Below are 13,397 nucleotides of genomic sequence, written 5' to 3'. Positions count from 1 at the left end.
TTGACATCTCCAGATGGTTATGTTTCACTCGAATAGACGGCTCTGAAATCTCATTACATTCCACCTGGGAGGTTATACATATGGTGTCCACTGAGCATCATTATCCCAAGCAAGGCAGAGTCATTTTACATATTGATATGAATGCTTTCTATTGCTCAGTTCATGAAGCAGTAGAGCCTGACACATATAAGGGGAAACCTCTGGCTGTTGCTGGGAGTGTCGAGCTGCGTAAGGGGATTATCGTTACTTCATCATATGCAGCTCGGAGGGTAGGGATCAAGACGGGCATGCAAGTTAGGCAAGCGTTGAAAATATGTCCCGATCTCATTTTAATCCGACCTGACTTCGATCTCTATCGCAATTTCTCGAGGCGGTTTATGCAGATAGTCTATGAATATTCACCGATGGTAGAATCTATGTCGATCGATGAGTGTTTTGTTGATATCACAGGGTCCAAACAGTTCGGAACACCGCTTGAAATTGCAAATCAGATTCAAAGTAGAATAATGAAAGAATTGAAATTGCCGTGCTCGATTGGTGTAGCTCCAAATAAGCTATTGGCCAAAATGGGCTCCGATATGAAAAAGCCAAACGGGATCACAGTTATGCGGCTCAGGGATGTACCTACTGTGTTTTGGGACAAGCCTTGTAACTACTTATACGGGATCGGTAAAAAAACAGCGGAAAAGCTGACCCGACTCGGGATCCATACGCTAGGGCAGTTGGCCGTGGGCGACGATGCTTTGTTAAGTAAGCACTTTGGCGTCTTGGGGGCGCACTTGAAGCGCTCTGCCAATGGGATTGATCACTCTCTGGTGAATCCAGAGCATGAACAGAGTAAGTCAATCGGCCATACGACGACGTTGCCCCGGGATTATACGGATCGCATAGAAATTCATCGCGTTCTGCTTAATTTAGCTGATCAGGTAGCAAGAAGGTTGCGCAAGCAAGAGCTCATGACGTCAACGATTCAGATCACGATCCGTGATCCTGAGATGAGGACGATAACGAGATCGCTGACACTGCCTACGCCAACTGAACATATGGATGATATTTATAAGACCTCCTGCCAGCTTTATGATCATCAATGGGAAGATGGGAGCCCTGTTCGACTCTTAGGTATTACGCTGCAAAATTTGATTGCCAAGGAAGAATCCTACGTTCAGCTAGATTTATTTGATTACGAAAAACAGCCGCGCAGGGAGAATTTGAATAAAGTGATGGACGGACTGCGGGATAAATTTGGCGAAGGTGTCATTCTTACCGCAGGCATGATGAGCGACGACCCATCTTCTTTAATACGAAATCACAAAGTGAGAGGAACGTCTTTGCAAATGGATCATTTGCGAAATAATCCGCTTCACAAAGATATGGGGGAGTGAGACATGGCTCACTGCTTAGGCTTCGCGGGATATTCCAATAGCGGGAAAACCACGTTGGTTGCTAAGCTTATTATTGAAATGAAGCTGCGCGGCCACCGAATAGCGGTAATGAAACATGATGCGCATGGACATTATAAAGAAGCGAAAGGAGCGGACTCTACGTTTTTTGTCGAGTCGGGCGCAGATGTTGTCGTTACCCTCTCTCCTGATGCCATACATGTTTATGAGAAGAAGGAAACGCCAAGCTTGGAAGAGCAGTTGCTAGCCTATGCCCATCTTGACTTTATTTTTATTGAAGGATTCAAGAAGGAAAAGCATCCAAAGATCGCTGTTTATCGTACAATAGAACAAAAAGAAATGATTGAGGCGCTCGTTCCATTCCCTATAGCTGCTGCGACCGATTTAGCTTTGCAAGATCAGGATGGCAGCCATCCGCTATTCGATTTGGATGATATTAGTGGAATTGCAAACTTTATTGAGCAGTATTTTCTGGATTGTCAATTTTAAGGTTTGAACTTTGTCCGTATTTATATTATATTTTACAATGAGGATAATTTGAGGAGGAGTAGAAAACATGGCTAAGTATACATTCGTTGATAAAGATACTTGCATCGCTTGCGGCGCTTGCGGAGCTACAGCTCCAGATATCTATGATTACGATGATGAAGGTTTGGCAGAAGTAATTTTTGATGGTGATGGAAACAAAGGGGTTACTGAAATTCCTGAAGATCTATTTGATGATCTACAAGATGCTCAAGATGGCTGCCCAACAGACTCCATTAAAGTTGCGGATTCACCTTTTAGCTAATCATAAATTAAAGTATCATTTTGTGGAAATATCACGAAATGTCGAAAGAGCTCGTTTCCTATACGGAAATGAGCTCTTTTTTTGCTGAAAAGGCGTGAAATTTGTAACAATTTATTGCCAATTCCTACATAGCATCTTACAATGAAACTAGTAAACTCGGGGAGGATTATATGGGTAAGAAGAAATGGATTAAGACTTTAGTAGTAGGACTATTGTTGATGGTAATTTCGACATATTTCTACACAGTGAACTCGAGCGGTTTATTTTACTTTGTTGAAGGTCCACTCCAAGATGTTTTGCGCGGCGCGAAATCGGTCGATGAACGTCAGCCGGATGATCGCATCAAGATTGTTAAAATCGATGAGAAATCACTTTCTGCCATTGGAAAGTTTCCATGGGATCGAAGTACATATGCGCAAGTCATAGAGAAGTTGGAGCAATCCGGCGCTGCCGCAATTGGGATCGACGTTGTGCTTGCAGAGCCTTCAAAGAACCCGGCTGACGATAAAGCGTTAGCTGATGTGCTAGCCAAGTATTCTAATATTATTTTGCCAGTACAAATCAATTACCCCTCCAAGCAACAGACAGCAGGCGAACTAGTTCCTGAAAGAATTGATTATCCCTCCTCAACCCTAACGACCAAAAGAGATCAGATGGCACATATTAACGTGTTTGTTGATAAAGACGGTAAAGCACGTAAGCTGCCGGTTGGATTGCCAGATGAGAAAGGTACTTATATACCCGCGTTCAGCGTTGCTCTTGCGAATTTAGTTTTAGATGACAACGAAAAGGTGAAGCGTGATCCAGCAACTGGAGAATGGAAGCGCGGGGCCGAAGTCGTACCAACGAACGAAAGAAATCAGGTAACGACAGAGTTCTTTACACAGCCAAGACAAAAGGTAGATGCAACTACCGGTTATGAACTATTGTCATTCGTTGATGTGCTTAATAGTACGAAACCGTTACCTTTGAAAGGAAGCATTGTGCTCGTAGGTCCATTTGTTACTGCTATGCAGGATGAATACCCTACGCCGATCTCCTCGGTCAAAATGTTCGGAATTGAAATTCATGCCAATATGATTCAAACCTTGTTAGAGAGTGTTTTTTATAATGAGGCTTCGAAATCAGCTGGTGTAGTGATTATTCTACTTATTTCCTTGCTAGCAATCTTCTTATTTGAAAAATTCAATGGAAAAACGGCACTATTCATTTTCATAGGATTGTTTGTGGTATATGGCTTAATTTGGTTAGGATTTTATAGCATTGGGTCATTATTCCTACCGCTGGTGTATCCGCAATTTGCGCTGGTTACGATCTATGTGTGGTCATTGGTTAGCCATTACTTAGAAGAGCGGAAGGAACGGAATCGGGTTACGGGTATCTTCGGACGATTCGTTTCCAAAACCGTTGTGGACGAGCTCCTTCAATCCGGTGAAGATGTGAAGCTAGGTGGAAGTCGTAAGGATATTTCCTTGATATTTGTTGATATTCGCGGATTTACACCGATGTCGGAACGACTCGAGCCGGAACAAGTAATTCAGGTGCTAAATGAGTATCTAGATGTATGTACCAAAGCAATCTTCAAGTTCAATGGTACGTTGGATAAATTCATTGGTGATGGGGTTATGGCGATGTTTGGTGCGCCGATTGAATATGAGAATCACCCTGAAATGGCCGTGCGTGCTGCGATTGAAATGAAGTCTCAAGCGGATATTCTAGAGCAGAAATTGATAAAGAATTATGGGATTGGCGTGAAATTTGGGTTAGGCATCAATAGCGGCTCAGCGGTAGTCGGTAATATTGGATCCGAGGATCTGCGACTAGACTATACGGCCATCGGGGACACCGTTAACTTGTCGGCACGTCTTGAATCCAATGCGAAGCCTGGACAAATTTTAATAAGTGAACAGACGTATGAGCGTGTCAAAGGTTTATTCGCAATCGAATCTATCGGCGAGATCAAAGTAAAAGGGAAAGAAAAACCGGTTGCTGTGTACGAAGTTATCGGACATATATAAGAAAGTTGCTGGGAGGCATGCAGAGTGAGAAATAAATCATTTTTATCCATACTATTAAGCTTTAGCTTGATGTTTAGTTTAGTATCTGTGTTGTTCACTGCGCCAGTGGGAGCGAAAACAGTACGTGTTGCTATTATTTCAGCCTTATCTGGAGACGTGACGATTAAAAAGGGCGGCGGCTCTAAAACTTATGATGCGTATCAGAATATGAGTTTAAACCAAGGGGATACGGTATACACCGGGGACAGCTCCTCCGTAACGCTTAATTTAGCAAGCGGTGACGCTGATGTCACATTAAGTGACAATGCCGAGTTAAACGTTTCAGATCTTAATTCCTCGAATGGCAATAAGAAGTCCAAGCTTAAGGTTTGGGCGGGTTCCATGTGGGTCAAGGTGAAATCGTTGGCTGGCGCGGATGATGAATTTGAAGTGGAAACGCCAACTGCGGTCATGGGTGTGCGTGGAACACAATTCTTCGTTTCGGTTGACCCTGTTACAGGTAAAACGAAAATGGCTGTAGGTGCTGGGAAAGTTTCCGCATCGACTGTGACGACTAATGCGGATGATACGCAGACGACATCGATTACTTACTTATATCCGACCCAACAAATCTCGCTGGATGATCGTGATGAAACATTGGATTTGGATTTGAAAGTGGAATTCCTCGATCTTGAAGACTTTATCAAACAAGCATCTCCAGAAATCATTAAAGAGTTGATTCTAAACAAAGCAGAAATGGATAAAGAGAACGAAGCGTTTATTGAGAAAAAGAAAAAAGAGCTTGAAGCGGGTATTATTTTAAATGACCAAACTTCCATGAGTATTAAAAATTTATCAGATTTAGATAAAGTTAAACAAAACTTAGATAATTTGGTCGGTAATATTGCTAAGGGAGCATTGGCTGAGAATAAATTTAATCAACAGTCCTTAGATAAAATTATTGAGGATACGAATAAAAAGATTTCCCTAGAAGATAAAAAACTAGATTTATCTAAAGTTAAACCGTTGGATACAACGGCTGGTGTCGATCCAGATCTAGAGAAGAAGAAACAAGAAGCGCTGAAAAAGCTAGAAGAAGAGAAGTTGAAAGCAAAGCTGGAAAGTGAGAAAAAAGCAGAGGAAGCGAAGCAAAAGCTGGCTGCTGCGTTGAAAAAGCTTGAAGAAGAAAAGAAAAAAATTGAGGAAGCGAAGAAAGCTGCTGAGGAGAAAGCAAAGGCTGAGGCAGAGGCGAAGTTGAAGGCGGGTATGACGGAGCAAGAAAAACAGAAATTTGAAGAAGATAAGAATCCACCGAAGAAGGATGTGCCAATTACAATCCCTAATCAAGGCACAGATCCGGGATCGGTACCAGAAGTTCAGAAGCCAAAAGTAAGTTTGGACATAGAAGAAGTTGACTTTGAAGATTTAGTCACACCACAAACACTGATTAATCCGGAAGTGCCAAATATAATCCCAATTTCTTCGTTATCTTATTATCTTAATATTAATCTAGCTAACTTTACTGAACAAAATGATATCTATGCAGTGGAAGTTCATTTAAGTTATGGTTCTAATACATCTTATTTTGCTCCAGTACCTCTAACAAATAAAAATATTTTTCATGCAACACCAACAGAGGCCGAAACGAGTGCTGACTATATCAAAGCATATGAATCTGGTCCTGGTAGTGAAGAACGTAATGAACTAATTTATGCTGTAACCAAATTTGGGAATGCAAATAACATTCCAGTCAATGGGACGAAAAAGTTAGTAAGTATTCCGATGTTAACCTCTGGTGATGATCATATAAGCGTGAGTAAAATTGTAATTGTAAGGAAGATGGGGCAATCCATTGTGAAGATTATTATTACTCCAGATGAGATTGACTCAAGATTCATTGACGGACCTTGAGATTCCTGGCGTTTAATGTTCACTAGATAAAAAAGGAGATTCCAATGAAACCATTACAACAAATATTTGTTTCTAGTATAATCGTGGCTGCTTTGCTTGGAGGCTCATCGGCTATGGCTGCTGGATTAGAAGCGGATGCTTTGAAATCTAGTACGGGTCAGATTTTATCCGATGTAACTACCTTAGCGGGTATCGGTGATTTTGAAGATCAGGACGGGGCAGCTTTACAAGCGGCATTTCGTGCTCCCGGTAGTGTGCTGCAGTTAGCGGATGGAAGTCTGCTAATTGCAGATACACGGAATCATACCATTCGTAAGCTGAAGGATGGCCAAGTGACCACTTTCGCTGGTCCTGATGTCGTCGTTTTGAAGAATAGCCAGGGCTTCCCGACCGGTGGACTTCTGGATGGGACGGCATCGGAAGCCTTCTTTAATGAGCCGACAGGGCTTGCTTTGGATGCCAAAGGTAACGTTTATGTGGCGGATGCTGGCAATCATGCGATTCGTAAAATTGATGTAAATGGCAACGTGTCAACGATTGCAGGCAATGGTGTTCCTGGCAACAAGGACGGCAAAGGTCCAGAAGCTAGCTTCAATCACCCAAGCGACCTTGTAGTTGCTGCAGACGGTTCTGTGTATGTGGCTGACTCCCTCAACCATGTGATACGTAAAATTGCTGTGGATGGCCGTGTGACAACATTGTCAGCAGCTGTTACACGCGTAATTCAAGTGCGCCCTGGTGAAGCATCCTTCGCTGGTGAGTATCGTGATGGCAGCCTTGCTATGGCGTCGTTTAATGAGCCTTCGGGACTAGCGCTGGATAGCAAAGGGAATCTGTATGTAAGTGACACGGGTAATCAACGTATTCGTTATATTGACTTAGCAGCTGGTCTTGTGACGACAGTTGCAGGTTCAACTCCTACGTTTACGAATGCAACGATTTATGGGAAAAATGAGCTGTTTGCTGAAGGGGATTTTGCAGATGGCGAAGCCTTGAAAGCGAAATTCGACTTTCCGAAGGGACTTGCTGTGACTTCCGAGGGTGGTCTTTTAATTGCGGATAGCTTGAATCACTCTGTTCGCTATTTGTTAAATGGCCAAGTAACGACACTTACCGGTACACTTCAGACAGGTGAGGCTGACGGTGTTGAGCAATCCGCTGAATTCTATAGCCCTTCGGATGTACTTGAGACATTGCAAGGGAACTTGATCGTAGCGGATGCATCGAATAACAAAATTCGTAAAATAGCACCGTATCAATTGCCGGCGGATGTATCCAAAGATGGGCAGGTAAAGGTGGTTAGCGGCAATAAGCTAATTACATTTGATGCTCAACCGGAAATCCAAGGTGGACGCACAATGGTACCGGTTCGAGCGATCAGTGAGACGTTTGGTTATAAGGTGACCTACATCGAAAAGGCTGGAAAATCCATTGTGCAGCTCGCCAAAGGTGATCTGACTGTGGAGTTGACGATTGGTGAAACGGGTATTGTTCGTAAGCAAACAGGTGTGCAAGATCTTAAACTAGAGACGGATGCAGCGCCTTACGTGAAGCAAGATCGCACGTATGTCCCAATTCGCTTCTTCGCTGAACAAATCGGATTGGATGTGCAGTGGGATGCACCGCATCAAACGGCCATTTTACGTGTGAAATCCTTTATAAATTAGGCATATTATCAAGAAAGGCTTGGCAGGGATAACTCCTTGTACAAGCCTTTTTTTCATTGGACTTCAGCTTTAAGCCGCAGTTGCCGATAAAAAACGGAGAGAGTACGAAGCGGATTGGGGGGCTGAAGCTTGAAGTCGAATCATCGAAACGATCAATTGGACCGATTTTTTCAACATAATCCGATCGAGGATCCTCAGTATCTCAAAAAATATGTCAAAGAGCATCCTGATCATAAAATGGCCTGGTATTTGCTTGGTAGAGAATACACAGCTCAAGGCAAAGCGGGCAAGGCGGCTTATTGTTTTGCGCAAGCTGGTGAAATTTATGAAGCTTTCGAGCAGCGTAAAATCGTCTTGGACGGGCCTGTTCCAACTAGTTTAGCAGTGTCCATTTTGAACAAAGAGGCAGTGTCTGTAGAAGGTCAGTCCAAATCACATGGCAAAAAGAAATGGTTGCTACCGTACCTTTTCGTGTTACTGCTACTGGCTATTCCTGCGGGTATGGATCTAGCGAAGTCGGATGTGGCTGAAGTTGTGGAGGCAGAGCCGGCTGTGGTTGAAGTGCCGTCTGTACTTACTAGTATTCAGAACGTTAATCCTGGAATGAAGCTATATTATTCGGATGGTGATTGGGGGAAAAAACTTCAGCAAATTTTACTACCTTCAGGTCGAGTAGGAGGGGAATCTGTTGTCATGGATGCCCCTGTCAGTACAGATGGGCAATGGAAGGATTGGTATCGCGCAGTGAGTCCGCTTCTAAGTGTAGAGCATACAGGAGCGAGTGGAAATGAGGCTGTATTGAAGTATTACCAGGCACAGCTTTGTAACTGTCAGGTTGCGGATAGCTCCAAGCTAGTTCCTGTTATTGCGGCTTGGATGCATGAGCGTGAAGAAGCGATTATTTTGCAAAGTGCGATTCAAGCTTATCAGAAGAAAACGGGAGCTTTACCAGAACAAGCGCAGCAATTGACAAAGCCTTATCCGGATAATCTGTTGCCGGGTCTTACGCCGCGGATGAAGGAAGCTTTTCCTGAAGCTTTAAAACGAACGGCGGAGCTTACTAAACAGGGTCTTGCTCAGGCTCAGGCGCCCAAACCAGCAGGGAGTACGAAAGATGAGCAATCAACGCAATCGAAGGGTGAGCTAGCTGCGAGCAGTTCTCAGCCTCAAGACTCTCCAGATCCGTTGCGAGAGCCTCTCCGGATAATCATTGATACCGAACTGCATCAACTGGCTGTAGCAAGCGGAGATTTTATTCTGCGGCGTTACCCGATCGGTTTAGGCGGAGCTAAAACACCGCAAGGTGATTTTATCATCAGTGAAAAAGTTCGCAACCCGAATGGGAGATCCAATGGTGAGTTTGGCAGCCGCGGGATGACATTGTCGGGTACGCTCTATGCGATTCATGGGACGAATAAGCCAAAGAGTATTGGCAAAGACGAGTCTCATGGTTGTATTCGCATGCTTCAGGCGGATGTGGAGGAGCTATATAATATGGTCCCCCAACAAACGAGGGTGACAATTGGCAAAGGGGTTCTACCACCCGGGGGAAGTGGAGAAGGAATCGGAGCTGGGGGCGGCAATCCTCAACAAGCGATTGGCTTGCCTTTGGAAACGAAGGACAACAATCCTGGTAAAGTATATCGATGGTTGGATTGAGAAAAAGGAGAGGGCAAGTACGAAACTTGCCTTCTCCTTTATTTGTGATAAGTATGTAAGTTCGGACGTGAATGAGTGGCAGCAGTTTTAAGAAAACTGCAAGTTTACTTCTTGACAAGAAAACAGAAAGCGATTACAATTCGAAATGTGAAGTTTTCAATCACTTTGTAGAAATCATTTGTTCAAAATGAGCAGTAAAGTCATGGCGATGATGACGACTACGAAAATCGATCCTGTCCAGTAGATGGCTTTCATATTCACTTCGTTTTTAGGTCTGCGAGAAGCAACTACCGGTTTGCGTTTGGCCATAAGAATCACCTTTTCCATTAGGATTAAACGAGATGGTTCTATCATATCATAAGTAAGCGGATTCATCGAACAAAGAAAAATGAGTGAATTGAAAAAGAAGTATTGACGTCCATGTCATTATATTGTAAGATTTAATCACACGGAACACCTATAACAATTAAATATGTCAGTTTTAATAACATGTTACCGCAAGGGCATTAGTTATTAGAAGAAATGCAAGTCTTCTTCTATAACTATGCCCTTTTTATTTTTCCCAAAATGTGAATTATGAAAGGGGTTGGTAGTGCAAACTAAAGGCAAGTTTAACTATCGGGTACACGCTTCACCAATAAATAACTAGATGATTTAAAAAAGGGAGAAGATGATCACATGAACATGAAAAAATGGTCAACAATTGGCTTGGCAACGTCTATGGCACTCGTAGCTGCAGGTTGCGGAAAAGGCACCCCAGCAGAAACAACAAAACCAGCAGCGTCTGTAGCTCCAACAGCGGCAGCATCCGCAGCTCCTACTGCAGCAGCTTCAACTAAACTTACTGGTGATTTTGAAATCCAATACTTTGTTGGCGGATACGGCGACAAATGGTGGAAAAAAGTTATCGCTGATTTCCAAGCGAAAAACCCTGATTTGAAAATTAAAGAAAGTGCGGGACCAAAAATCAACGAGCAAATGAAACCCCGTTGGATCGCTGGTAACCCACCTGATTTCGTATACATCGATGGACCTGAGTTGTTCGACCGCCAAATGGTAACAGACGGACAACTGGAAGATCTAACGGACTGGATTAAAGACGCAAAAAACGTGGATGGCGAGAAAATCATTGATTTGCTTGCACAAAAACCACAACAATTTGATGGCAAAACGTACAACATTCCTTTCGTCATGAGCTCATGGGGTATCTTCTACGATAAAGCCTTCTTTAAAGATAAAGGCTGGGTTGAGCCGAAGGATTTCGAAGAGTTCTTGGCTGTAAGTGAAAAAATTAAAGGTGCTGGTGTGAATCCTTTCATCCACACTGGTAAATATCCGTACTACATCAACGGCGGCGTATTGCTTCCAGCGATCGTATCTGCGAACAACAACGACTACAAATTGCTGCAAGATATGTCCACAAACAATCTTGAAGCGTGGAAAAACCCAGCAATCCTCAAGGGTCTAAACAAAATCGTTCAAATGCGTGACAAAGGCTACATCGACAAAGCATCCGTACAAATCAACCACACGGATTCCCAATCCTTGTTCCTACAACACAAAGACGCGTTCATCCCGAACGGTCTATGGTTACCAAACGAAATGGCGAAAGACGTTCCAACTGGCTTTGACTTCGGATTCATTCCATCCATCACGCAAGATAAAGGTGGAAAAGTTGTAGCGAACACGTCAACAGCTACTTTCGGTATCGCGAAAAAAGCGAAAAACAAAGATGCTGCTAAAGCATTCATGCAATTCGTATTCTCCAAAACACAAGCTTCCCAATGGGCTGAGCTAAGTGGTGCTCCATCCAACGTTAAAGGTGACATCTCTTCTTCCAAAGCGCCTAACTTCGTTAAGGATGCTGCGAAATTCTTGTCCTCACCTGACACTGTTGTAGTACCAACAGTTTCCTTCGCTGCAGACGTTGATAAAGCAATGCAAGATGCAACAGTTGCTTTGACAATCGGAACGATTACACCTGAACAATGGGTAACGCGTGTAACAGATGTTGTAGCAAAACAAAAGAAATAGGAACAGAATGAAGCAGTGCGGAGAACTTCAAAGGCAAAGCTGCCTATGGCGTTCTCCGCCATTTTAATGATAGGACGGTGACGATAGAATGAAGACCAACTCGAAAAAATTGAAACGGAATTTGTTCATCGCTTCATTCATCATTCCGACTTTTCTTTTCTTCTGCGTATTTACGATTTATCCCGTTATACAAGCCTTACAGAAGTCCTTTTATGACTGGTCAGGAATGTCTGAAAACAGCGAGTTTATTGGGTTTGACAACTTCGTTGAACTATTCAAAGATCCGATTGTACTAAGAGCTATTGGTAATGACTACTTCCTAGTCGTAGGTAAAGTGATTGGGATTATGATTCTGGCTACATTCTTCGCAGTAGCATTAACGAGATTTAATTTGAAGGGTTCCGGTTTCTTCCGAGCGATCTTCTTTATCCCGAATGTCATTTCCGTCGTAGTTATCGGTGTGCTATGGAATTTCATTTACAATCCGCAAATCGGTTTCTTGAATGCGTTTCTCTCTCTTTTTACCGAAAAGAAAGTGGATATTACTTGGTTAGGTTTTCCTCAGCATACGATCTGGATGCTCTTACCTCCAACAATTTGGGCGGGTATTGGTTTCTACATGATCCTCATGATTGCTGCAATCGTGAATATTCCTGCTTCCTATTATGAGGCAGCTAATATAGACGGAGCCGGTCAATGGTCGCAATTCCGCCACATCACCATGCCGCTCATCTGGGAGCAGATTAAGGTTTCCATTATTAACATTGTAATTACAACGCTTAACGGTTCCTTCGTCATTGTTCAGTTAATGACCAACGGAGGACAACCAGATAATACAACGCAAGTTATGGGTTCTTATCTGTATCGGATGGCTTTTCAACAGTATCATTTCGGTTATGGAGCGGCCATTGGTGTCATGATTCTTATCGTGTCACTCATCACGACACTAATCTTGCAACGTATCATGCGCCAAGAGACCATCGAAATGCACTAAGTCATCATAGACAAAGATACTGAAGGAGGGAAACCCTGTATGACTGTCAAAAATCCATTAGCTAAAATGTTAGTCTGGATCATTCTGATCATATGGAGTGTCGCGGTGCTCTATCCACTCGTGTGGACATTGCTCGATGCGCTCAAAGATAATGAACAATTTTTCTTAAATGCCCCATGGGCATTGCCTAAATTCCCGTTACTGTGGTCGAATTTCTCCTACGTCTGGAGTAAATACAATTTCAGTACATACTTCCTCAACTCCATTGTTGTTACAGTAGGAAGTACACTGCTTGGGATGATTCTAGCAGCAATGACGGCTTATATTTTGGCGAGATATGATTTTAAAGGGAATAAAATTCTCCTAACGATCTACATCTCCTCCATGATGATTCCGTTTGCACTTGCCTTGATTCCACTATTCTTCTTGTTGAACGATCTGCACTTAATTAATACCTGGTTGGGGCTAATTCTCGTCTATGCTGCGCTCAACTTGCCCTTCGGGATATTCTTGCTGGTGGGCTTCTACAAATCGCTTCCAAAAGAAATTGAAGAAGCAGCCATTATTGATGGCACGTCACACTATGGTACATTTTTCCGAGTTATGCTACCATTGTCACAGCCAGGTCTAATTACGGTTATGATTACGAACATGCTAAACAACTGGAATGAGTATTTCCTAGGTGTCGTTTTAACGAATGAGCCTACTAAATATACGCTTCCAATCGGATTGGCAGTTATGCAAGCTGAGATGCAATATCGTGTTGAATGGGGTCCATTATTCGCAGGATTGCTGATCACAACATTACCGACTTTGATCGTTTACATCATATATCAACGCCAAATTGCAAGTGGGATTACGGCTGGAGCCGTGAAATAACGATATATGGGAATGCATAGAAAAAACACCTTAACCTAGAGGAATTTATCCTTTCGGGGGGGTGTT

General features: G+C 43.0%; 11 protein-coding genes. 10 read left to right on the top strand and 1 reads right to left on the bottom strand.

Annotated features, from left to right (window positions below; genetic code table 11):
• Positions 1 to 80 precede the first annotated feature (80 nt).
• The 7 genes from AC58UX_RS06930 (at position 81) to AC58UX_RS06900 (ending at position 9,424) form a co-directional block, all read left to right on the top strand.
• Complete coding sequence (locus AC58UX_RS06930; protein WP_497250828.1) at positions 81 to 1,382, top strand: DNA polymerase IV; 1,302 nt, start codon at positions 81 to 83, stop codon at positions 1,380 to 1,382.
• A gap of 3 nt (positions 1,383 to 1,385) precedes the next feature.
• On the top strand, positions 1,386 to 1,889 hold the full coding sequence (gene mobB / locus AC58UX_RS06925; RefSeq protein ID WP_497250826.1) for a molybdopterin-guanine dinucleotide biosynthesis protein B: 504 nt from the start codon (positions 1,386 to 1,388) through the stop codon (positions 1,887 to 1,889).
• A 67-nt stretch (positions 1,890 to 1,956) separates the two neighbouring features.
• On the top strand, positions 1,957 to 2,190 hold the full coding sequence (locus tag AC58UX_RS06920) for a ferredoxin (protein ID WP_028556576.1): 234 nt from the start codon (positions 1,957 to 1,959) through the stop codon (positions 2,188 to 2,190).
• 170 nt (positions 2,191 to 2,360) lie between these two features.
• Complete coding sequence (locus tag AC58UX_RS06915) at positions 2,361 to 4,208, top strand: CHASE2 domain-containing protein (protein ID WP_497250824.1); 1,848 nt, start codon at positions 2,361 to 2,363, stop codon at positions 4,206 to 4,208.
• Positions 4,209 to 4,232: 24 nt separating this feature from the next.
• Positions 4,233 to 6,098, top strand: coding sequence for a FecR family protein (locus AC58UX_RS06910; RefSeq protein WP_497250822.1), 1,866 nt, complete (start codon positions 4,233 to 4,235; stop codon positions 6,096 to 6,098).
• A 44-nt stretch (positions 6,099 to 6,142) separates the two neighbouring features.
• A complete protein-coding gene (locus AC58UX_RS06905) occupies positions 6,143 to 7,765 on the top strand; it encodes a stalk domain-containing protein (RefSeq protein WP_497250820.1) in 1,623 nt (540 codons plus the stop codon).
• A gap of 129 nt (positions 7,766 to 7,894) precedes the next feature.
• A complete protein-coding gene (locus AC58UX_RS06900) occupies positions 7,895 to 9,424 on the top strand; it encodes a L,D-transpeptidase (RefSeq protein ID WP_497250818.1) in 1,530 nt (509 codons plus the stop codon).
• Between the two features lie 174 nt (positions 9,425 to 9,598).
• Here the strand turns inward: AC58UX_RS06900 and AC58UX_RS06895 are convergent, their stop codons facing one another.
• The gene (locus AC58UX_RS06895) at positions 9,599 to 9,733 is read right to left on the bottom strand and encodes a hypothetical protein (RefSeq protein WP_497250816.1); all 135 of its coding nucleotides are present in this window, start codon (positions 9,731 to 9,733) and stop codon (positions 9,599 to 9,601) included.
• Positions 9,734 to 10,102: 369 nt separating this feature from the next.
• Between AC58UX_RS06895 and AC58UX_RS06890 the strand changes: the two genes are divergently transcribed.
• The 3 genes from AC58UX_RS06890 (at position 10,103) to AC58UX_RS06880 (ending at position 13,331) form a co-directional block, all read left to right on the top strand.
• On the top strand, positions 10,103 to 11,458 hold the full coding sequence (locus AC58UX_RS06890) for an ABC transporter substrate-binding protein (RefSeq protein ID WP_497250814.1): 1,356 nt from the start codon (positions 10,103 to 10,105) through the stop codon (positions 11,456 to 11,458).
• 88 nt (positions 11,459 to 11,546) lie between these two features.
• Complete coding sequence (locus tag AC58UX_RS06885) at positions 11,547 to 12,452, top strand: carbohydrate ABC transporter permease (protein ID WP_497250812.1); 906 nt, start codon at positions 11,547 to 11,549, stop codon at positions 12,450 to 12,452.
• Between the two features lie 39 nt (positions 12,453 to 12,491).
• A complete protein-coding gene (locus AC58UX_RS06880; protein ID WP_497250810.1) occupies positions 12,492 to 13,331 on the top strand; it encodes a carbohydrate ABC transporter permease in 840 nt (279 codons plus the stop codon).
• Positions 13,332 to 13,397 lie beyond the last annotated feature (66 nt).

This window comes from Paenibacillus sp. J22P90, assembly GCF_059692195.1.
Note: the sequence above shows the minus strand (reverse complement) of the source record. Positions and strands in the feature narration are given on the sequence as shown.